Below are 20,992 nucleotides of genomic sequence, written 5' to 3' on the forward strand. Positions count from 1 at the left end.
CGTCAAGAACGGGGAAGGCTTATGTCTTCCTCCAGCGTTCCGGAAACGCCAACAACCCCGCTAGCGAAGTTTCATTGACTGAAAACAGGGCCAGCGAACCGCTCCAACCGCTTCGTTCAGCCGCCTAGCTCAGGCAGAGGCAGAACGGGTGGCCCGCCGGGTCCAGGAAGACGCGGAAGGTGGTGCCGGGCTGGGTCCCCGCTTTGGTGGCGCCAAGCTTGATGGCCTCTTTTTCGCCGTCGTCCAGGTCATCCACCACAAGGTCCACGTGCATCTGCTGCGGCCGGGACTGGCCCGGCCATTCGGGCGCCTGGTAGCCGTCCACCTGCTGGAAGGCGATGCAGTTGCTGCCGTCGTCGGGCCGGATCTCGGTCCAGCCGTCGTCCACCTTGATGTTCCAGCCGAGCAGGGCGGCGTAAAAGCCCGCGAGGGCGTCGGCGTCGGGGCAGTCAATAACAAAGCTTGGGAAGCGTGCGATAGCCATAGCGGCATGCTACCTGCCCGCCGTCGGCCCTGTCCTGAGGTCCGCGGATTTAAAGTTCGCGGACGAAGTAGTCCACCGCCGTGCTGAGGATTCCGTCCAGCTGGTCTTCGGCGAAGAAGAAGCAGTGGTCGCCGCCCCGGATGGTGACCAGTTCGTTGCGGACACCGGCGTCCGTCAGCGCCGCGGCCAGCAATTCGCTCTGCGAGAGCGGGACCAGGCCGTCGCTGTCGCCGTGAATGAGCAGGAACGGCGGTGCTGCTGCGGTGACGTACCCCAGCGGGCTTGCCGCCGCCAGGAGGGCGGGGTCGGCGGTGCCGCCCACCAGCATGGGTCCCGGTTCCATGGTCATGCCGGGCGGCACGGCTGCGGCCAGGGCGCCGGACATCAGGCCGGCAGGCACATCCCTGGGCGGCATGTCCGGCAGTGAGGACACCCCGTAGAAATCCACCACCGCACTGACGGCACTGGAGTGCCCCCGGACTCCCAGCCCGCCCTCAAGATCCTCGCGCGTCCCCGTGACGCCGAGCAGCGCAGCAAGGTGTCCGCCGGCGGACTCGCCCCAGGCGCCGATGCGGCGGGCGTCGATGCCCAGGACGTCAGCATGCTCCCGGAGGTACCGGACGGCCGCCTTCAGGTCGTGCAGCTGCGCGGGGAAGGGCGCTTCCAGGGCATGGCGGTAGTCCACGGTGGCGCACGCGATGCCGGCCTCGTTCAGGCGGCGGAACACGGAATCCGGCGCAAAGGTGGGCGGCAGTTCGCGGCGGTCGCCGAGCTGGAAGGCTCCGCCGTGGATCCACACCACTACCGGGACAGGTCCGGCTGCCTCGCGTGGCAGCCAGACGTCCATGGCCAGGCGCCGGAACCCGACGGCGATGGCATAGCTGAGTTCGCGGTGCACCGCGGACACCTCCGATGCCGCCTGCGGAGTTCCCGGCGCGTGGAACGCCGGGAACGGAGGCGGTGAAGGCAGTCGTGCCGGGGCAGTGGTGGTGTTGGTTTCCTGGGTCATGGCGTGCTCCCTGCATAGTCCGGGTGGGTGTGGGCGCCGGCCGGCATTGCGCTGCCGGGCATAGCGGCGGTGAAGGAATGTGTTCCGGGTCCGACGACGGCGGCCGGTCCGCCCGGCAGGCGGACTTCGGCGGTGGTCCCCGACGGCAGGGCCGCGGTGAGCGCCAGCACGCCGTCGTCGATGGCCCATTCGATGTTGATGAGGCCCTGCGGGCCCCGGTGCGAGGTGCTGGCGGACGTCAGCCCTGCACCCGGCCGGGGTTCGATGATGATCCGCTCCCAGCCGGCACTCCCCGGCGACTGGCGCAGCCCGGCAGTGTAGCGGTGCAGGAACGAGGCCACGGCGCCCTTGCTGTAGTGGTTCAGGGAGCCCTTGGGGCTCCCGTCGGCCCCGATGCCGTTCCAGTCCTCCCACACGGTGGTGGCACCGCGGTCCACCATCACCAGCCACGAGGGCTCGGAATCCTGCATCAGCAGCTCATAGGCAAGATCGAGGCGGCCGTTGTCGGCGAGCGCCGGAAGCAGGTACGGCGTGGCAAGGAAGCCGGTGCCCAGATGGGTCCCCGCCTCCCGGACCAGGGTGGCGAGCTGCCCCGTGACGGCGGTCCGGGCAGTTTCCGGCACGAGGTCGAAGGCGAGAGCCCGCACGCAGTTCGCCTGCGTGCCGCCCTCGCCCGTTTTATCCCGCACCGTTCCGTCGGGCAGCAGGTATTCCTGCTGCCAGGCGCGGCGGACATTCCCCGAGAGCTCGCCAAGTTCGCGGGCTTCCGCATCCCTGCCCAGGACGGCGGCAATCCCGGCCATCAACGCGGCGGAGTGCCGGTAGTACGCGGTGGCCACAATGCCGTTGTCCATGGACCGGGCGGCGAAGAGGTCAGGCGCCGGGCCGCCGGGTTCCATCCACTCCCCGAAATGGAAGCCGGTGTCCCAGAGGTATTGCTCATGCGGGGCCGGCGCGGGCTCCGCGGCGGCCCTGGCCGGATGCCGGTTCCCCTCCGCGGTGCTGCGGACGAAGCCGAGCCACCGGTTCATCGCGTCCCAGTTCTCTTCGAGAATGCCGGTGTCCCCGGTGGCGAGGTAAATTTCCCAGGGAACCATGACCACCGCATCGCCCCACCCCGAGGACCCGTTGGTGAAGGCCATGAATTCGGCCCCGGTTACGGCAGGCCCGGGTGACGGGGAGATGTTGGCGACGACCCCGTTGTCCCACTGGTCGGCACGAACATCGTTGAGCCATTTCCGCGAAAAACCTGCCACGTCGAAGAGGTAGGCTGCCGTGGGCACGAAGAGCTGCCAGTCGCCGGTCCACCCGGCCTTTTCACGCTGCGGACAGTCGGTGGGCACCTCGCAGGCGTTGTCCCGGAAGCTCCATTCGACGATCCCATGCAGCTTGTTGAGCCGGCCGTCGCTGCAGCTGAAGGTGCCCAGGCGTTCCAGGTCGGTCTGGACCATGCAGCCCGAAATATCCGCCGGCCCCAGCGTTTCAGCCAGGCCCCGGACGGAGACGTAGCGGAAGCCGTGGACGGTGTGGCGCGGCTCAAAGACCCCTTCGGGTGCACCGGCGGAGACCACCGAGTCCACTTGCCCGGCGGCCAGGAACTGCCCGGGTTTGGTGAAGTCGATGGGCCGGAGATGGTCCTGGCTGACATCCCCGTCGACATCCAGGGTTTCCCCGTGCACCAGGGTGACTTCGGTGCCCCGGGCGCCCAGCCGGCTCAACCGGACCCAGCCGTTGATGTTCTGCCCCAGGTCCACCATCTGGTGGCCGTTGCCAAGGCGGGTGATGGACGCCGGAACGAGTTCCTCCACGATCCGGGTGGGTGGTGCCACCGGGCCGGAGAGGGTGGCGTAACTGCCCTCCCGCAGGGCGGCGGGCCGGGCCTCCGTGCCTTCCGCAGCCGCGGAGCGGAGGTCCACGCGCTGGCCTTCCATGAGGTCCGCCGAGACGATCTCTGTTCCGGAAACAAGCCACGAACCGTCGGTGCCGATGACCGTCCGGGTTTCCGCGGACTCAAGTTCCAGCTGCGCCAGGAACGCTGTCTGCGTCCCGTACATGTCGGCGTCGCGCGTGAACCCGAAGGAACCGCGGAACCAGCCGTCTGTCAGGACGGCCCGCACAGTGTTGCTCCCGGGCCGGAGCAGCCTGGTGATATCGAACGCCTGCACCTGCAGGGTGCTGTGGTAGCTCGTGGAACCGGGGGTGAGCTGCTGGTCCCCCACCCGCCGGCCGTTGATGAAGAGCTCGTAGATTCCGTGCGCTGTGGCATAGGCCCGTGCGGAATCCGGCACGGCGGCCAGGGCGAATTCGCGGTGCAGGGCATAGCCGGGACGCTGCCCCGGCGCCGGGACCACGTGCTCGTCGGGGCCGATCCACTGTGCCAGCCAGTCCCCCGGATGCAGCAGGCCCAGTTCCACGGACATGGGCTCCGCCCACCCGGACAGCACCTCTGTGCCGTCCGGGGCCACGTTCCACGTCCGGACCTTCCATTCAAAGCGGTCACGGGAACGGAGGACGGGCCCGTCATACGGGACCAAACGGTGCGCGTCCGAGGCCACCCGGCCGGTGTCCCAGCCGTTGCTGGCAGTCAGCTGGTAGGCGGCCTGCCGGACCGTCCCCTGCGGCGGTGTCCAGCTGAACCGCGGGGCGGTGCCGGTGATGCCGAAGGCCTCCGCCAGCTGGTTGGTCCGCAGCCGGGCGGCGGCCGGGCCCGCAATTTCACTCACTGTGGGCCCCATCAGGCGTAATGGCAGGCGACGTCGGAGGCGCCCACCCTGCGCAGCGCCGGCCGTTCGGAGGTGCACCGTTCGGTGGCGAGCGGGCAGCGCTGGCTGAAAGGGCAGCCGCCCGGCGATGCCGCCACCGCGGCCGCAGTGCGCACGCCCAGGGCCTCGCGCACGGCCCGCCGCTGGGCCTGTTCCGCGGGCCTCGGCACGGGTGAGGCAGCCACGAGGGCCTGCGTGAACGGGTGTTTGGGCGCCTCGGTGACGGCGGCGGCCGGTCCGCTCTCCATGACCTGGCCGCGGTAGAGGACCACCACGCGCTGCGCGAGGAACTGGACCACCGAAATGTCGTGGGCGATGAACAGGTAGCTCAGGCCGCGTTCGTCCCGGAGGTCCGCCAGCAGGTTCAGCACCTGGGCCTGGGTGGAGAGGTCCAGGGCACTGACCGCTTCGTCGCACACCACCAGTTGGGGGTCGCAGATCAGGGCGCGCGCCACCGCGATGCGCTGGCGCTGGCCGCCGGAGAACTGGCTGGGATAGCGGTCCACGGCATCCCGGGGCAGTCCCACTCGTTCCAGCATGGCTTCGGCTTTTTCCCGCGCCTCGGCTGCAGGGACTCCGCGGAGGCGGAGCGGTTCCGCCAGGGAAGCACCGACGGTCTGGCGCGGGTTCAGCGAGGAGTTGGGGTCCTGGAACACGGCCCGCAGTTCGCCGCCCAGGGCTCGGCGTTCGGCGGCGCCGGCGCGGGTGATGTCCTTCCCCCGGAAGCTGACGGACCCGCCGGCCACCTTCTGCAGGCCCAGGATCGCCTTGCCGATGGTGGATTTCCCCGAGCCGGACTCCCCCACCAGGCCCACGGTTTCGCCGGGGAGGATGCTGAAGCTCACCCCGTCCACCGCTGCCGCCAGGGCTGCGGCCTTGCGCCCGCGGCCGTAGCGGACCACCAGGTCCCTGACTTCCAGCATGGGCTGCTCCGGCGCGGCTGCCCGCGTGTCCTGACGTTCTGCCGTCTCGATACTCATGCCAGGTCCTTTTCAACGATGTCCAGTACGCGGTGCGAGGGCACTTCGGTGGCAAGCCACTCCAGGCCCTCAACGGCCAGTTCGTCCGCCTTGACGCAGCGGACCTCGCCGGCTTCGGAGCCGGACGGGAGCAGCGGCACCGGGGCGGCGCAGGCCGATCCGGCGAACTGGCAGCGGGCCATAAAACGGCAGCCGGCCGGCCAGTCCTTGGGCTGCGGGACCTGCCCGCTGATGGTGGCCAGCCGTTCCGGCATATCAGCCGCCGTGTTGGCGTGCGGGTCCGCGGCAAGGAGGGCCAGCGTGTAGGGGTGGCGGGGGTTGTCCAGGATGTTGGCGGTCCGGCCGCTTTCCACCACCTGGCCGGCATACATGACGGCGACGTTGTCACAGATGTCCGCGACGACGCCGAGATCGTGCGTCACCATCACCACCGACATGCCGGTGTCCTTCACCAGCGAGCGCAGCAGGGACAGAATTTCAGCCTGGACCGTCACATCCAGTGCCGTGGTGGGCTCATCGGCCACCAGCAGCCGGGGACGGCCTGAGAGTGCCAAGGCGATGGCCACGCGCTGGGCCATGCCGCCGCTGATCTGGTGCGGATACGTCGTGAGGATGCGTCCGGCGTCCACAATGCCCACCTTTTCGAGCAGGCTGAGTGCCTCCCCACGTGCCTCGGCTTTGCCCATCTTCCGAAGGCGCCGGATGGCTGCGGTGAGCTGGTAGCCCACGGTGAACATGGGGTCCAGGGCCCGCATGGGTTCCTGGGAGATCAGCGCGATGTCGCGGCCGCGGATGCCTTCCATGTCGCGTTCCGCGGCTGACGCCAGGTTCTTTCCCTTCCACAGGATCCGTCCGCCGGTGGCCGAAACGCCGGAAGGAAGGAGTCCCAGCAGGGACAGGGCGGTCATGGTCTTGCCGCAGCCGGACTCGCCGACGAGGCCGAGCACGGTTCCCTGTTCGACGTCGAACGAGACGTCCGTGACCAGCGGAGTGCCGCCGTCGACCGCAACCGAAAGTCCGCGGACGCTCAGGACACCTGGGCCGGGCGCGTCGTCGAGCGGCGCCTCGACGGCGGCTGCCGCAGCTGCGGCGGCAGCCCGCCGTCGTCGGATTGCGGCCGAGGGAAGGTGCGATGCCGCGGCGTTGGGCGCCCTGCCCAGGGCGTTGCCGATCGCGTTGGCCGCAAGGACAGTGATGGCCAGGACGGCGCCGGTGGGGACCATGAGCCAGGGGGCGTCGTAGACGTGCTGGGATGCGCTCTGGATCATCCCGCCCCAGCTGGGCTGCGGGATGGGCGGGCCGAAACCGATGAAGGCGAGGCCGGCCTGGATGAGCATGCCGACGGCGAAGATCAGGGCGGACTGCACCACGATGGTGGTGGTCAGGCCGGGCAGGACGTGCCGGAGGCTGATGCCCACGGCGCTGACACCGTCAACCTTGGCTGCATCCACGTAGAGCTGCGATTGAAGGGACTTCGCCTGGCCCAGCATCACCCGGTAGATTCCGGCGGAGATGAGGACGCCAAGGATCGCCATGATCAGTGGAATGTTGGTCCCCACTGCGCCAATGACGGCCAGGATGATCACCGTGCCAGGCAGGGACATCATGATTTCGGTGACGCGGCTGATGACCGCCTCAACGCGTTCGCCTGCGGCGGCCGCCAGCATCGCCAGGACGGTCCCGAGCCCGACGGCGACAATCACCGTGATCATGGACGTTCCCAGCGTGCCGGCGGCGGAAGCGAAGATACGGCTCAGGAGGTCCCGGCCGAGCTCGTCGGTTCCGAGCCAGTGGGCCGCGGTGGGACCGGAGAGCACGGCGGTGAAATCCTGGTCCTCGGTCTTGAACGGCAGCCACCACGGGGCCGTCAGGGAAGCGGCCACCAGGGCGGCCAGCCACACCACGCCCGCCACGCCGCCGGGAGAGGTGAAGAGGCGGTGGCTGGAGAGTTTGGTGAAGGCAGCCTTCGGGCCGGACTTGGGCAGGGCCGCGGCGGCAGCTGTGCTGTCCGCGGCGGCAGGGGCAGGGGCAATGGAGGGGATCATGCGGCACGCAACTTCGGGTCGAGGAACTTGGTGGCGAGTTCCAGCACCAGGTTCACGGCAACCACCACAACGGTGGCGATCACCACGACACCCTGCACGGACGGGGCATCGTGGGTGCTGACGGAGTTTTGGACGGCCTGGCCCAGGCCAGGCATGGCGAACAGCTGCTCGGCAATAACGGAACCGCCAAAGAGGCCGATGAACTGCAGGGCTGTGCCGGCCACGATGGGGAGGCTGGCGTAGCGCAGGGCGTGGACGTAGAGGATCTTCCAGGTGGGAGTGGCTGTGGCCCGGAGGGTCCGGATGTGTTCCTGCTGCAGCGCCTCGAGCATCGACGCACGTGTCTGCCGGGCAATGAATGCGGCACCGCCCACGGCAAGGGTGATCACGGGCAGGGCCAGGGACAGCGCCCAATCCTGCGGGGATACCTCGAACGGAACATAGCCGGTTGCCGGAAAGACCGAGGACTGGACGGCGAGGAAGTAGACGAAGATGATGCCGATCCAAAAGGCGGGCAGGGCCACGGCCAGGCCGCAGACTCCGCCAACGATGCGGTCCACCGTGCCGCCCCGGACAGCGGCGGTCACGCCCAGGGCGATGCCCAGCACGGCGCTGAGCAGGGTGGCTCCGGCGGCCAGCGACGCGGTGACGGGAAGCCTGCTCAGCAGGTCCGTGCTGACGGAACGGCCGTCAATCAGGGAAACGCCCAGGTTCCCCTGGACCGCGTCGCCGAGCCAGCGGACGAACTGGACCGCCAGTGGATCATTCCAGCCGAGCCGCTGGTTGACCTCATCGATGGCTTCCTGGGAGGCGCCGGCTCCGAGCGACAAGGCTCCGGGGCTGCCGGGCATTGCGTGCACCAGCAGGAATGCCAGCACCGCAACCACCAGCACAGTGGCGAGCGCCATCAGCAGGCGCTTGGAAATGAATAGTGCCATGGTGACCTCCATCGGTCAGGACCTGCCGGGTTGCCTTCCGGTGCGCGGAGGGCAACCCGGCAAAGCCGGTTTATTAGCAGCCGGTTGTTTGGCGGCAGGTTTATTAGCGGCAGGTGACTAGCTGGCCGGTGCGTAGGACGAGAGCAGCGGGTACGCGTTGGTGCCGGCGAACTCCACCTGCTTGATCTTCTTGGTGTTGTAGCCCTGGTTCGTGAGTGACTCGTACAGCGGGATCATCCAGCCGGATTCCACCAGGCGGGTGTTGAGCTTGGTCAGGGCGGCCTTCCTGGCGGCGTCGTCCTTCGCGGCTGCGGCTTCGCCCGTGGCGGCCGTCAGCTGCTCATCGGTGGCCTTCTGCACATTGGTGAAACCGTTCAGGACCACGCCGTACATCAGGCCCACCGGATTGTCCCAGCCGAGCGAGGCATAGCCGAGGGGTGTGGTGGCGACTGCCGCGAAGGCTTCGTCGGTGGAAGAGGCCATCTTGATGTTCATGGTGATTCCGACGGCGGCCAGATCCTTCTGGACGGCCTGCAGGTCCGTCTGCGTTTCAGCGCTGCCAACAATGGTGAATTCGAAGCCGTCAGCGTAGCCGGCCTCAGCCAGCAGGCTCTTGGCTTTCGCCGGATCATAGGCGAACTTGGTGTTCAGCTCTTCGGTGAACCCGGCGGAGTCCTTGGGCAGGGCGTTCCAGGCCGGGATGTCTCCCTTGTGGAGTGCGTCCACCAGTGACTGGCGGTTGATGGCGTACTGGAACGCCTGGCGGACTTTCTCGCTGGCAAACGCAGGGGCGGTCTTCCCGATCTTGTCGAAGGAAACCATGGTGTGCAGGGTTCCACCGATCTGGGACACGCCGAGGCCCTTGGACTTTGCGAAGTCCACCGTGGGGGAGGTGAGCATGGCGACGTCGGCCTGGCCGGAGACGAGGGCGTTGGCACGCGCCTGGGGGTCCTGGATGACGCTGAAGGTGATCTTGCTGAAGGCGTACTTCGAAGCCTCCGGGCTCTTGTCGTTCTTGACCAGCACGTACTTGTTGCCCTTCACCGTGGAGGGGTCCAGCGTGTAGGGGCCCGAGCCGTCCGGGGTGGCAGCCAGGCTGGCGGTGTCCGCCACGCCGGTCTTGCCAACGATCATGCCCATGGTGGACGTGAGGTTCTTTTCAAAGCCCGGCTGTGCCTTCGCAAACGTGAGGGCCACCTTGGTGGGACTGACGACGTCCACCGAGGTGATCTCCTGGGCGCCTCCCTTGGCGACTGCCGAGTAGGCACTCAGTGCCGGATCCGTGCGGCGGTCAAAGTTGGCCTTGACCAGGGCCGCGTCCAGGGTGGAACCGTCCGTGAAGGTGACGCCCTCCTTGAGGGTCAGCGTCAGAACCGTGTTGTCCGCGTTGTAGCTGAACTCCTTGGCCAGGCCCGGACCCGCGGATCCGTCCGGCTGCAGGGTCATGAGGTTCTCGTAGAGGCCTTCGAAGAACTGCCGCTGCGCATCGGCAACGCGCAGCGGATCAAAACCGAACGAAGCAGAGTCGCTATCGATGGCGAGGGTCAGGTTGCTGGTGTCGGCCTTGGCAGCCGCCTGGCCCGAGCCGCCGCAGGCGGTGAGCGATCCCAGCAGGAGCGCTCCGGCCAGGACGGCGGAGCTCCCGCGTGCAGCGGAGTTCAGAAGTTTCATGTAGTGCGCCTTTGCATTCTGATGTGACAACGGAGGGAAAAAGCTAGGGGGCCAGGCGAGTGGCCGGCTCCCCTCAAGCATCAGCGGCGGCTGTTTGGCGCAGACACGGGGATTTCATTGGTTGAAACACTTATGTGGTCCCCGTCACGGCGGGGCCAGGCGCGAAGAACTGCTTGGAGGAAGAGTCTTTCAACCAATGAAAAGGGCAACCCCCGGCCCGGCCTTGAACGTCGACGATGGACAGTCAGCCCATGCACAGTCGCCTGGCGCTCGCATCGAAAGGAACCAGATGACCGACTCTTTTGCCTTCCCGCAGGATTTCCTCTGGGGCGTCGCCACGGCAGCCCACCAGGTCGAAGGAAACAACGTCAACAGTGACTGCTGGTTCCTGGAGAGGCTTCCCGGCACGATTTTTGCCGAGCCGTCCGGCGACGCCGTGGACCACTACCACCGGTACCGCGAGGACATTGCCCTCATCGCCGGCCTGGGGTTCACCAGCTACCGCTTCTCGCTGGAGTGGGCTCGCATCGAGCCCGAAGAAGGCCATTTCTCGGTAGCCGAACTCAACCACTACCGCCGCGTGCTGGAGACCTGCCACGAGTACGGGCTCACGCCGGTGGTCACCTTCCATCACTTCACCTCGCCCTTGTGGCTTCTGGCGGCCGGCGGCTGGGAGGATCCCCGCACCCCCGAACTCTTCGCCCGCTACTGCGACCGCGCCATGCGGCATCTCGGCGACCTCATCGGCGTTGCCTGCACGCTCAACGAACCCAATCTTCCGTGGCTGCTCAAGGAGCTCGGCCTGGGCGGCGAAGCCCCCGGGCGCAGGGCGGACGTGCCGCTGTGGGCGGCAGCGGCGGACCGGCTCGGCATCGACGCGAGCCGTGTGGCCCCCTTCCAGTTCACCGTCTCCGAGGCAGGCTTCGATATCAAGCTCGCGGCCCACCGTGAGGGCAGGGCCGCCATCAAGGCGATCCGGCCTGAGCTCCCGGTCGGCTGGACCCTGGCCAACACGGACGTCCAGGCAGCCGAAGGCGGCCAGGACCGGGCGGACAGGATCCGCCGGGAGGTCAACGAACGCTTCCTCGTGGCGTCCCGCGGCGACGACTTCGTGGGAATCCAGACGTACGGCCGGACCGTGTTCGGGCCGGACGGGGTTATGCCCGCCCCCGAGGGTGCCGAGACCAACCAGATGGGCGAGGAAATCTACCCCGAAGCCCTTGAAGCGACTGTCCGGGAAGCCGCCCGCGTCGCCCGCATCCCGGTCATCGTCACGGAGAACGGCCTGTCGACCGATGACGACGCCCAGCGCCTGGCCTACCTCCGCACAGCGGTGGCCGGCGTGGCGTCCTGCCTGGCCGACGGCATCGACGTCCGCGGGTACATCGCCTGGACCGCCTTCGATAACTTCGAATGGATCTTTGGCTACGGCCCCAAGTTCGGCCTCATCGCGGTGGACCGGACCACCCAGGAACGGACCCCCAAGGAGAGCGCGCACTGGCTCGGCGCCCTTGCCCGCAGGAGGGAGCTGCTGCACCAACTATGAGTTTCATTGGATGAAACACTAGGGTGGTGGACGTCACTGGCGACGAAGAAGGAACGGTGTGACATGACAGCATTCCCGGAGCAGGATCCGGACCACACCGGGCCCGTCGCCACTGCTGCCGCCCGCGGCAAGAGGCCTAAGCAGGGCGAACCCGTCATCGACCGTGCGTTGAGCCTGCTGGCCGTGTTTACCGACCGTCGTCGGGCCCTGACACTCTCCGAAATGGCACGGTATGCGGACATGCCGGCGCCAACGGCGCTGCGGCTCATCGCCCGGCTGGTGGCATGGGGTGCACTGGAAAGGCTCGACGACGGGCGGTACGTCGTGGGCGTCCGCCTCTGGGAAGTCGCGTCACTCTCGCCGCGCGGCCACGGCGTGCGCGAAATCGCCCTGCCCTACCTCGAGGACCTCTTCGAGGTGACACGCCACCACGTCCTGCTGGCAGTGCGCGACGGGAACGAGGCCGTGCTGATCGAGCGGCTGTCCTCCAAGGAGGCCACAGAAGTGGCCTACCGGGTGGGCGGCCGCGCGCCGCTGCGGTCCACCGCCGTCGGGCTCGTCCTACTGGCCGGCGCGGACACAGCGTTCCAGGACGCGGTGATCCGGCAGCCCGCCGACGTTGAGGCCGGTGTGGACGCCATGCCGGAGGGGCAGCTCAGGCGCACCCTGTCCGACGTGCGCCGCACGGGCGTGGCGATGATCAGGAGGTCGGCGCCCTCCCGGACGGTGTCGGTGGCGTCGCCCATTTTCGACGCCCAGGGCGCCGTTGCCGCCGCGCTTTCCATCGTGGTTCCCGACGGCGGCACTCCCCCGAACGTGCTGGCGCCGGCTGTCCAGGCCACGGCAAGGGCGGTGTCCCGGAACCTCGGGTTCAAGGCCGAGTCCAGTTCCGGGGTGCGGCATCTGGCGCAGGCGTGACCGCTTTAGGAAAGAGGCTGGAGAAATAGGACACATAAAGTTTTCTTAATTCCGGGAATCACCGGTACTGTTTCGTGGTTAGGCCAGCCTAAGCACGTAGTTGAGGACCACCATGATTCCTGCCCCGCCACTCGTATGCCCGGACCCAGGGCAGGACCTCGGCCCGGCAACCTTCGCTTCCCGGCTCGCCCGGCACGGCGATCTTCCCGCTGTGCTGACGGACGCGGCAGCCCTCTCCTACCGGGAACTGGCTGAGCGCGTCGATGCGACGGCGGCCCTCCTGGGGCCGGTGCGGCGCCTGGTGCTGCTCGCGGCCCGGAACGACCTGGATTCGCTGGTCGCGTACCTGGCAGCCCTGTCCTCGGGCCACCCGCTGATCCTCGTTCCGGCGGACAAACCGGGCTCCATCGAGTCGATCATGGCGGCATACCGTCCGGATGTGATCGTCCGGTCCGGTGAGGGCAGCGGGCCGGCCGTCGAGGAACTGCGGCCCGGCACACTGCACCAGCTCCACCCGGACCTCGCCCTGCTCCTGAGCACCTCGGGATCCACCGGCTCACCGAAACTCGTGCGCCTCTCCCACGCCAACCTGCAGTCGAACGCGGATTCCATTGCCGAATACCTTGGTATCCGCTCGGCGGACCGCGCGGCCACGACCCTTCCAATGTCCTACTGCTACGGGCTGTCCGTCATCAACAGCCACCTGTCACGCGGTGCCGCGCTGGTGCTCACGGACCTGTCCGTCGTCGACCCGTGTTTCTGGGACCTTTTCGCCGCCCGTGGCGCGACGTCCTTTGCAGCAGTCCCTTACACCTTTGAGCTCTTGGACCGCGTCGGGTTTAGCGGGATGGATTTGCCGCACCTGCGGTATGTGACGCAGGCCGGCGGAAGGCTTGCCCCCGAGCAGGTGCGCGAGTTCTCGCGGCTGGGCCGGCGGCGGGGCTGGGACCTGTTTGTGATGTACGGCGCCACTGAAGCAACGGCCCGGATGGCGTACCTGCCTCCGGAACTGGCTGAAACCACGCCCGAAACCATCGGCATCCCCGTGCCGGGCGGCGCCTTCCGGATCGACCCGGTTCCGGGCCTGGAGGACGGCGAGCTCGTGTACACCGGCCCGAACGTGATGCTCGGCTATGCCGAGGGCCCGGAGGACCTCTCAGCGGGCCGGACAGTCACCGAACTCCGGACGGGCGACCTGGCCCGGCAGCATCCCACCGGCATTTACGAAATCGTGGGACGGCGGAGCCGGTTCGTCAAGGTGGTCGGGCTGCGGGTGGATCTGGGGCAGGTGGAGCGGATCCTCGACGGGCTCGGCGTTTCCGGGGCCTGCGCGGGGTCCGACGACGGCCTGGTGGTCGCCGTGGAAGGCGACCACGATGAACGGCTGCTGGGCAAGGTCCTCGCGCAGAGCGTGGGGCTGCCGCGCACGTCCGTGGATGTGCACGCCATGGAGGGCCTGCCCCGGCTGGGGAGCGGGAAGGTGGACTATCCCGCGATCCTTGAGCTCGCCGCCGAGCGGGCCGCCCCCGCACCCACAGAGGATGCGGCCGCTTCCCTTCCCGCCGAGGGACCTGGGGACGTCCGGAGGATCTTCGCGGAACAGCTGGAGAACGACGACGTCACGGACGACAGCACGTTCGTCACCCTTGGCGGGGACTCACTGTCCTACGTGGCCGTCTCCGTCCGGCTGGAAAAGGCCCTTGGCAACCTCCCGGCCGACTGGCATGTCCGCACGGTCCGCGACCTCATGAACCCCGGCACGCCCCCGCGGCAGCGTCGCGGGCGGTTCTTCGCCCCGCTCGAGACGGGGATCGTGCTGAGGGCCCTGGCGATCGTGTTCATCGTCAGCACCCACGTTGGCCTTTTCAGCTGGCAGGGCACCGCGCATGTGCTGATGGCCGTTGCCGGGTTCAACTTTGCCCGCTTCCAGCTCGCCGGAGAACGGCTGCCCCGCCTTCGCCGCCAGCTGCGCAGCCTCGGCCGGGTGGTAGTCCCCAGCGTCGTCTTCATCGGCGTTGCCTACCTGCTCACCGACCGGTACAGCATCGCCAACGTCCTGCTCCTCAATGCCATCATCGGCCCGGAAGAGGTGACCACGCAGTGGCACTTCTGGTTTGTGGAAGTGCTGGTTTACATCCTTGCTGCGGCAGCCGCCTTGCTGGCCGTTCCCTGGGCGGACCGCGCGGAGCGGCGCTTTCCGTGGGCTTTCCCCCTGGTGCTGACCGGGGTGGGGCTGCTGGAACGCTTTGAACTGGTGGACCCCGAGGTGCCCAACACCGGGCCGGTACTGTGGCTGTTCGCGCTCGGCTGGGCAGTGGCGCGTTCGCGTGGGCTCCTCCAGCGGGTCGCCGTCACGGCACTCACGGTCCTCACGGTCCCGGGCTTTTTCGACAACCCGAACCGTGAGGCGACCCTCGTTGCCGGCGTCCTCCTGCTCATCTGGCTCCCCAGCATCCCCGTCCCCGCCCGCCTCCACCGCTTTGCGGGCCTCCTGGCCGCATCCTCGCTGTACGCCTACCTCGCACACTGGCTGGTTTACCCGCTGCTGGTCGACGTCAGCCCTGCTTTGGCGGTGGCCGCTTCGCTTGCCGCCGGAGTGGCGTACTGGGCGCTCTCAATGCGCGTGATGGCGGCACTGCGCCGCTGGAAGAGGCCCCGGCCCGGGAAGAGGCCCCGGGTCAGCGGCCCTCCGCCGGTGCCTTGCCGGGTGCAAGGTTCCTTGTGGCGGGGCCCTGGATCACGGTGCCATCGGTGCTGAACCGGGAGCCGTGGCACGGGCAGTCCCAGGTCACGTCCGCCGCGTTGAACTCCACGGTGCAGCCCAGGTGCGTGCAGACGGCCGATACCGCGCTGACGTTTCCCGCCGGGCCGACGTAGACGGCGGTCTTTGCCCCGTCCACGTCCACCACGCTTCCTGAACCCCGGACGAGGTCCGACCGGATTGGAACACCCGGCTCGGGGGACGGCGCCGTGACATCCTCGGCAGCGGCCGGCGTGGCGGCCGGGGCCGGTACAGCCCGCGTGCTGTCGAACAGGGCCGCCCACGGGTTGCCCGTGCCGCACAGCGTGTCCCGGAGGACCAGGGCCGCGGCCGTTCCGTTGGTCAGCCCCCATTTGCGCAGCCCGGTGATTACGTGGACATGCCGGAAGTCCGGCGACAAGCGCCCGACGTAGGGCAGCCCGTCCGCGGGCATGGCGTCCTGCGTGGACCAGCGGAAGGCGATCTCCCCGGCACCCAGGCGGTCCCGGGCAAATCCGCTGAGCCGCCGGTACCGCTCCGCGGAGTCGGTGCGCTCCGACGCGGGGTGGCCTTCACCGCCGACCAGAATGTAGCTTGTGCCGTCGAGGCCAAAGGTCAGGATGGAGCGCATCGGCTCGTCCGCGCTGAGGAACGTGGCGTCCCGCGGGGGCAAACCGGAACGGGCGGCAACGATATACGAGCGGTGCAGGTAGCACCGTTCGTCGAAGGTTCCGTTGTCCCCGAACGGCACGTTCGTCGCCACAATGACCTCGCGGGCCCGGACCGAGCCCCGCTCCGTGTCCACCACTGCCGGCGCCCCGTCCCGGAACCCAGTGGCAGGGGACTCCTCAAAGACGAAGCTGCCACCCCCGTCCACTGCGCGGGCCAGTCCCTGCACGTATTTGAGCGCGTGGATCTGCGCCTGGTTGTCGAAGCGGACGGCCCCCTTGACCGCGAAGGGCAGCGGGACGTCGGTGGTGAAGGACGCCGGAAGCCCCAGCCTGGCTGCGAGCGCCGCTTCCTCCCGGACCAGGCCGAGCGTGCGTTCCGATTCGGCGTAGGTGTAGTTGGATACCCGCCGGAAGCCGCAGTCGATTCCTTCGTCCGCCACTATGCCTGCAACGTGCCCAATGGCGGCTTCGTTGGCCTGTCCGTAGACGCGGGCTGCCTCGGTGCCGTGCCGTCCGGCAAGTTCCGTGTAGGCCAGCCGGTGCAGGGACGTGACTTTGCCGGTGGTGTTCCCGGTGACTCCGGTGCCAACCCGGGCCGCTTCCAGCACTGCCACCGTCTGCCCGGCCCGCTTGAGGGCCAGCGCAGCGGTCAGGCCTGCAATGCCGCCGCCGATCACGGCTACGTCCACGTCTATGGTTTCCCCGAGGGCGGCGTAGCCCGTGGATGCACTGGTGGTTGCCCAGAGGGAGGCGAACTGGCCTGCGGGCTGCTCACTCACGGTATCCGCCTTCCACTCCACCCCGGCCGGGTATCAGTTCCCAGTGGTCTTCGCGGCCTTGGCAGCGGCTTTGGCGGCCTGCTTGCTGGCGCGCACCTTGCTCAGCGACTCGGGATCCACGATGTCGGCCACGGACAGGTAGGCGTCCTCCTGGCCGTAATGTCCGGCGGCCTCGCGCCACCCTTCGGCCTTGAGTCCGCACTGCTTCCCGAGCAGCGCCAGGAAAATCCTGGCCTTTTGCTCGCCGAATCCCGGCAGGGCCTTCAGCCGGCGCAGCACCTCCTGGCCGTCGGGATCGCCCTGCGTCCAGATTGCCGTGGCGTCCCCGTTCCAGTCCTGGTGCACTGTCTCCGCGAGCGCCTGGACGCGTCCGGCCATGGATCCCGGGAACCGGTGGACGGCCGGGCGCTCCTTGAACATCTCAACGAATTCCTGGGGGTCGTACCCGGCGATCGCCGCCGGGTCCATGGAACCGATGCGCGTCCGGATCTTTTCAGGGCCGGCGAACGCTGACTCCATGGTCACCTGCTGGTCAAGCAGCATGCCGGTGAGCAGCGCAAACGCGTCGTCGCTGAGTAGTTTGTCGGCAGCCGGGTCCCCGGTGATGTGCAGTTCCATGCGTCCTATCCTGCCACCCGCCTGGGCCCGCGTCATGGGTTGCGTCAAGGACCTGCCTCCACCCGAGCTAAACGGTCTGCGACCGGCCCTTCCACCGCTCCCGCCACACCGCGGCACCCCAGGCAGCCAGCAGCATGGCCACCAGCAGCAGTCCGGCCTCGCCCAGGTCCACACCGCCCAGCCAGGTGGTGAGGGGATCGTGCCATCCGAACGCCGCGTTGAAGAATCCGCCCAGGGTGATGGCCGAAATAAACAGGGCGGACACGGCCGAGATTCCGGTGACCAGCGCATTGAACCCGAGTTTCCGCTGCGGATGGTGGATGGCACGGCGGTACATGCGCATCATGGCCACACCGTTGGCCGTGTCGCACAGGGTCATGGCGGCCGTGAACGCCAAGGGCAGCGCCAGCAGTACGAACGGGGAGACACCGGCGAGGGATGCCGCCGTCGTCATGACCAGGAGCCCGATGGTGGTGGCGGTATCGAAACCCAGGCCGAACAGGAAACCGATCACGTAAATGTTCCGCGGCCGCCGGACCCTGGACAGAGGCCTGGCCAGCAGGCGTGCCACGAAGCCCTTCGCCTCGAGGTCTTCGTCCCGCACTTGCCCGCCGCCCTGCACCTTCCGGTATGCCTGCGCTGCCCGGATGAACGCCGAGCCGTTGAACAGGCCCATAGCCAGCAGGAACAACCCGGACACGCCGCTGCCGATGAGGCCCAGCACCAGGTTTCCGGCGGTGCCGTCCTCCATGAACTGGCCCATCATTGCCGCGCCGCCCACCACCAGGATCCCGGCCAGGATCACCACCGAACTGTGGCCCAGGCTGAAGGCGAACCCCACGCTCACCGGGTCCTTGTGCTGCGCCACGAACTTCCGCGTCGAGTTGTCGATCGCGGCGAGGTGGTCCCAGTCGTAGCTGTGCTTGATGCCCGCCAGGTACGCGGTGAGCACCAGCCCCAGCGCCAGCGGCTGCGCCCCTTCCATAGTCCCGGCCCCAATACTCCCGGCCCCCAGGCTTCCGGCCAGCAGAAGTACGACGGCGGCAAGATGCAATGCGGCCACCGCGCCGAAGGCGAAGAGCAAGCGGGTCCGGAGCGGCAGCTTCTCCCGTTCCCGGTACATCGCGGCGAACCCGGTGGGAGCGGTCATCAGTACTTCCTCAGGTTCAGGGGCGCCTGCCCGTGCCAGCGGTTCCGCAGCAGGGCGGTGCACGCCCCCAGCAGCCGGTTGAGTTCCTCCGTGGAGTTGGACAATGACCGCAGCACCAGGCCGGTGGTTCCGCCGGCGGAGGCGGTCAGCGACACACCGGTGTAGGCGTCGTGGCCTGACGTGAGTGCGTGGAATTCGTCGGCGAGGGCCTGGTCCACGCGGGGGTCCACCACCACCAGCGATCCCAAGTGGCTGAAGCCCTCCATGAATCCCATGCCGGTGACATCGCCGAGGGGCGGCCGGATCAGCAGGTTGTCCAGCGCCAGCAGTTCGGTGCCGCTGTCCGCCTCCACGTGGATCTCGGTGCGGAGCCGCAGTTCCTCGTACCGGAACGAGGCCCCGTCCGGCGACCACCCCGGCGTGACCACTTCAGCCATGACCAGGCTCGACGACGGCCGCACCGTAACGTGCGTGTTCTGCCGGTAGCTGGCCTCGCGGTACGCGATCAGCTGGTCCGGGGCCAGCTCCAGCTGCGCCCCCTCCCCCAGCCGCAGGGTCATCCGCTGCTCGGCAAACGACCCCGGAGTCCGGTAGATCTTCGTAGCGGACTGGGTGGTCAGCAGGAGCCTTGCCGCGTCGCCCACCTCCACGTCGATGACATAGAGATCGGCCCCAAGATACGCCCCGCCAGGATTCACCATCACATAGCAAACCTGCCCGGACCCATCCAGGTAGTGCGGCCGCAAAACCCGCAGGGCGCCCCGGTGGTACTGATGCGCAGCCACGGACCTGCCTCTCCGAACAGCGACGACGAGCTCGAGCTCTCCCATCGGCGGCTTAACCGCTGGGGCGGCCGCCGGCTCCAGCGCCGCCGGCTCCAGCCCAAGAGCCGTCATGGGGCGAGGTCGAGCATCAGGACGTCGCGCCGCACCCACTCAATGACGGCGTCGAGCCCTTCGTCGGTTTTCAGGTTGGTGAAGCAGAAGGGTTTGTTGCCCCGGAATTCCTTCGAGTCCCGTTCCATGACGGCAAGGTCGGCGCCCACGTGCGGGGCGAGGTCGGTTTTATTGATGATGAACAGATCGGACTTGATCATGCCCTGGCCCGCCTTGCGCGGGATCTTCTCCCCCTGCGCCACGTCGATGATGTAGATCGAGAAATCCACCAGCTCGGGGCTGAACGTGGCGGAGAGGTTGTCGCCGCCGGACTCCACGAAGATCACCTGCAGGTCCGGATGGCGCTTCTTGAGCTCTTCGATCGCCGCCGTGTTCATGGAGGTGTCTTCACGGATCGCTGTGTGCGGGCAGCCGCCGGTTTCGACGCCGATGATCCGGTCCTCGGGCAGGATGCCGTTGGCGGCCAGGATCTTGGCGTCCTCGATGGTGTAGATGTCGTTGGTGATGGCGGCCATGGAGATTTCGCGGCTCATATGCCGGGTGAGACGCTCCACGAGCTGGGTCTTGCCGGCACCGACCGGTCCGCCGATGCCGATTTTGATGGGTTCAGACATGGTGTCCTCCTGCTAGCTCATGAACATGCGGGCACGTTGACGTTCGTGCCGCATCTGCGAAATTTCCAGTCCGGGGCTGACGGCCCCGAAGTCGTCCGGCGCAAGGCGGCCGATCCGTTCGGCGGCGGCAGCGACGTCGTCGGCCGCTTTCCGCAGCAGCCGCTGGCCGGCGTTCTGCCCCAGCGGAATGGCGCGGACGGCGTTCTGGGTCAGTGAGGTGGCCGCGGCGAAAAGGTACGCGGCGAGCGCCTCGGTGAGCGGCACCCCCAGGGAACGGGCGACGACGGCGAACGCCAGCGGCTGGTGGCCGGCGGCGCGGCCGGCGGTCACCAGCTCCCGGTACTCCGCCAGCTCCGGGGAAGGGAACACCTCGGAGCCGATCTCCAGCAGCCGGGTGCCCATCTTGGTGCTCGCCTCCCGCAGCTGCCGAGGGAGGAGCTGCGCGGTCAGCAGCGCATCCAGGTCCGCAACGGGAACGCCCTCGTAGAGGAAGCGGATGGCCAGGCCGTCGGAATACGTGAGCTGCTGCTCCACGAATGCCGAAAGCCACACCCCGAAGGTCGCCTCGTCGTGGACCAGGCCGCGTTCGATGTAGGTCTCAAAGCCCAGCGAGTGCGCGAAGGCCCCCGTGGGCAGGGCGGAGTCGGTCAGCTGCTGGAGCGCGAGCTGGTGGCTAGTGGCTGTGTTCGGCATGGCGGAAGGGGACGGGCATGACGCGTTCCTGGCGGTCGTAGGGCACGCCGACGTGTTTGAGGTAGTCCTCCACGGTGTGGTCGTAGGCGCACACCATCACCTCGGCCGCGTACTCGGAGGACGAATCGAAGAACTGGGCCTGCAGGTGACGGTTGCCCAGGGAGTGCGCCACCACACCCATCTCGTGGATGGTCCGGGGCGCCACCACCAGGACGTCGGTGGGCAGCACGGACACCACGATCATGTTCGCGTCGGCCACATGCAGGATGTCGCCGTCGCGCAGGTCCCCGGAACCGGACGGCAGCCGGATTCCGATCTCCTGGCCGTGGTCCGTGGTGACGCGCTGGATCCGTTTGACCAGCTGGGCGCTGGGCAGCACCACTTTTTCCTGGTGCAGCCCTGCGAAGGCCGCGGTCTCAGCGGCGGGGAGGTCGTGCAGGTTGCCGAGGATCTTTTCGATAATCACGGGGTGCTCCGG

At 68.1% G+C, this 20,992-nt stretch carries 17 protein-coding genes; 3 read left to right on the plus strand and 14 right to left on the minus strand.

The window, feature by feature from the left end; translation table 11 throughout:
- Positions 1–124 precede the first annotated feature (124 nt).
- The 7 genes from RW112_RS08060 to RW112_RS08090 form a co-directional block, all read right to left on the minus strand.
- Positions 125–484 carry a VOC family protein gene (locus RW112_RS08060; protein ID WP_317781249.1) on the minus strand — a complete coding sequence of 120 codons (360 nt, stop codon included), beginning with the start codon at positions 482–484 and terminating at the stop codon, positions 125–127.
- A 49-nt stretch (positions 485–533) separates the two neighbouring features.
- Positions 534–1,493, minus strand: a complete 960-nt coding sequence (locus tag RW112_RS08065; RefSeq protein WP_317781250.1) for an alpha/beta hydrolase — start codon at positions 1,491–1,493, stop codon at positions 534–536.
- The gene (locus tag RW112_RS08070) at positions 1,490–4,216 is read right to left on the minus strand and encodes a family 78 glycoside hydrolase catalytic domain (RefSeq protein ID WP_317781251.1); all 2,727 of its coding nucleotides are present in this window, start codon (positions 4,214–4,216) and stop codon (positions 1,490–1,492) included. Before RW112_RS08070 ends, RW112_RS08065 begins: the two co-directional genes overlap by 4 nt.
- 11 nt (positions 4,217–4,227) lie before the next feature.
- On the minus strand, positions 4,228–5,235 hold the full coding sequence (locus RW112_RS08075) for an ABC transporter ATP-binding protein (RefSeq protein ID WP_317781252.1): 1,008 nt from the start codon (positions 5,233–5,235) through the stop codon (positions 4,228–4,230).
- Entirely contained in the window at positions 5,232–7,280 is a 2,049-nt protein-coding gene (locus RW112_RS08080; RefSeq protein WP_317781253.1) for a dipeptide/oligopeptide/nickel ABC transporter permease/ATP-binding protein, read from the minus strand. The genes RW112_RS08075 and RW112_RS08080 overlap by 4 nt, the downstream gene beginning before the upstream one ends.
- Positions 7,277–8,230, minus strand: a complete 954-nt coding sequence (locus RW112_RS08085) for an ABC transporter permease (RefSeq protein WP_317781254.1) — start codon at positions 8,228–8,230, stop codon at positions 7,277–7,279. Before RW112_RS08085 ends, RW112_RS08080 begins: the two co-directional genes overlap by 4 nt.
- 105 nt (positions 8,231–8,335) lie before the next feature.
- Positions 8,336–9,889, minus strand: coding sequence for an ABC transporter substrate-binding protein (locus RW112_RS08090; protein WP_317781255.1), 1,554 nt, complete (start codon positions 9,887–9,889; stop codon positions 8,336–8,338).
- 289 nt (positions 9,890–10,178) lie between these two features.
- Between RW112_RS08090 and RW112_RS08095 the strand changes: the two genes are divergently transcribed.
- From RW112_RS08095 to RW112_RS08105, 3 genes are all read left to right on the plus strand, one after another.
- Positions 10,179–11,435 carry a glycoside hydrolase family 1 protein gene (locus tag RW112_RS08095; protein ID WP_317781256.1) on the plus strand — a complete coding sequence of 419 codons (1,257 nt, stop codon included), beginning with the start codon at positions 10,179–10,181 and terminating at the stop codon, positions 11,433–11,435.
- A gap of 63 nt (positions 11,436–11,498) precedes the next feature.
- Positions 11,499–12,353 carry an IclR family transcriptional regulator gene (locus tag RW112_RS08100; protein WP_317781257.1) on the plus strand — a complete coding sequence of 285 codons (855 nt, stop codon included), beginning with the start codon at positions 11,499–11,501 and terminating at the stop codon, positions 12,351–12,353.
- Positions 12,354–12,465: 112 nt separating this feature from the next.
- Positions 12,466–15,111, plus strand: a complete 2,646-nt coding sequence (locus RW112_RS08105; RefSeq protein ID WP_317781258.1) for an AMP-binding protein — start codon at positions 12,466–12,468, stop codon at positions 15,109–15,111.
- On the opposite strand, the gene RW112_RS08110 is transcribed toward RW112_RS08105, so the two are convergent.
- The 7 genes from RW112_RS08110 to ureE form a co-directional block, all read right to left on the minus strand.
- Positions 15,032–16,543: an FAD-dependent oxidoreductase gene (locus RW112_RS08110; RefSeq protein ID WP_317781259.1), complete on the minus strand. Its 1,512-nt coding sequence runs from the start codon at positions 16,541–16,543 to the stop codon at positions 15,032–15,034. The two genes, RW112_RS08105 and RW112_RS08110, sit on opposite strands and share 80 nt — an antisense overlap.
- 33 nt (positions 16,544–16,576) lie before the next feature.
- On the minus strand, positions 16,577–17,161 hold the full coding sequence (locus RW112_RS08115; RefSeq protein WP_317781260.1) for an HhH-GPD-type base excision DNA repair protein: 585 nt from the start codon (positions 17,159–17,161) through the stop codon (positions 16,577–16,579).
- Positions 17,162–17,228: 67 nt separating this feature from the next.
- Positions 17,229–18,311, minus strand: a complete 1,083-nt coding sequence (locus RW112_RS08120) for a nickel transporter (RefSeq protein WP_317781261.1) — start codon at positions 18,309–18,311, stop codon at positions 17,229–17,231.
- Entirely contained in the window at positions 18,311–19,096 is a 786-nt protein-coding gene (locus RW112_RS08125; protein ID WP_411709881.1) for an urease accessory protein UreD, read from the minus strand. The genes RW112_RS08120 and RW112_RS08125 overlap by 1 nt, the downstream gene beginning before the upstream one ends.
- A gap of 107 nt (positions 19,097–19,203) precedes the next feature.
- Positions 19,204–19,821 (minus strand): urease accessory protein UreG, encoded by a 618-nt coding sequence (ureG, locus tag RW112_RS08130; RefSeq protein WP_317781262.1) that lies wholly within the window; start codon positions 19,819–19,821, stop codon positions 19,204–19,206.
- 12 nt (positions 19,822–19,833) lie between these two features.
- Positions 19,834–20,514: an urease accessory protein UreF gene (locus RW112_RS08135; protein ID WP_317781263.1), complete on the minus strand. Its 681-nt coding sequence runs from the start codon at positions 20,512–20,514 to the stop codon at positions 19,834–19,836.
- Positions 20,495–20,980 (minus strand): urease accessory protein UreE, encoded by a 486-nt coding sequence (gene ureE / locus RW112_RS08140; RefSeq protein WP_317781264.1) that lies wholly within the window; start codon positions 20,978–20,980, stop codon positions 20,495–20,497. The genes RW112_RS08135 and ureE overlap by 20 nt, the downstream gene beginning before the upstream one ends.
- Positions 20,981–20,992 lie beyond the last annotated feature (12 nt).

This window comes from Arthrobacter sp. B10-11 (assembly GCF_033142195.1).
GTDB classification, from domain to species: Bacteria; Actinomycetota; Actinomycetes; order Actinomycetales; family Micrococcaceae; genus Arthrobacter; species Arthrobacter oryzae_C.

Bases quoted from the DNA above. Each gene is read 5' to 3' on its own strand.
- RW112_RS08120 (WP_317781261.1), bottom strand. From the start codon at position 18,311: ATGACCGCTCCCACCGGGTTCGCCGCGATGTACCGGGAACGGGAGAAG.
- RW112_RS08105 (WP_317781258.1), top strand. From the start codon at position 12,466: ATGATTCCTGCCCCGCCACTCGTATGCCCGGACCCAGGGCAGGACCTC.
- RW112_RS08085 (WP_317781254.1), bottom strand. From the start codon at position 8,230: ATGGAGGTCACCATGGCACTATTCATTTCCAAGCGCCTGCTGATGGCG.
- RW112_RS08080 (WP_317781253.1), bottom strand. From the start codon at position 7,280: ATGATCCCCTCCATTGCCCCTGCCCCTGCCGCCGCGGACAGCACAGCT.
- RW112_RS08115 (WP_317781260.1), bottom strand. From the start codon at position 17,161: ATGGAACTGCACATCACCGGGGACCCGGCTGCCGACAAACTACTCAGC.
- RW112_RS08065 (WP_317781250.1), bottom strand. From the start codon at position 1,493: ATGACCCAGGAAACCAACACCACCACTGCCCCGGCACGACTGCCTTCA.
- RW112_RS08095 (WP_317781256.1), top strand. From the start codon at position 10,179: ATGACCGACTCTTTTGCCTTCCCGCAGGATTTCCTCTGGGGCGTCGCC.
- ureG (WP_317781262.1), bottom strand. From the start codon at position 19,821: ATGTCTGAACCCATCAAAATCGGCATCGGCGGACCGGTCGGTGCCGGC.
- RW112_RS08060 (WP_317781249.1), bottom strand. From the start codon at position 484: ATGGCTATCGCACGCTTCCCAAGCTTTGTTATTGACTGCCCCGACGCC.
- RW112_RS08100 (WP_317781257.1), top strand. From the start codon at position 11,499: ATGACAGCATTCCCGGAGCAGGATCCGGACCACACCGGGCCCGTCGCC.
- RW112_RS08075 (WP_317781252.1), bottom strand. From the start codon at position 5,235: ATGAGTATCGAGACGGCAGAACGTCAGGACACGCGGGCAGCCGCGCCG.
- RW112_RS08090 (WP_317781255.1), bottom strand. From the start codon at position 9,889: ATGAAACTTCTGAACTCCGCTGCACGCGGGAGCTCCGCCGTCCTGGCC.
- RW112_RS08135 (WP_317781263.1), bottom strand. From the start codon at position 20,514: ATGCCGAACACAGCCACTAGCCACCAGCTCGCGCTCCAGCAGCTGACC.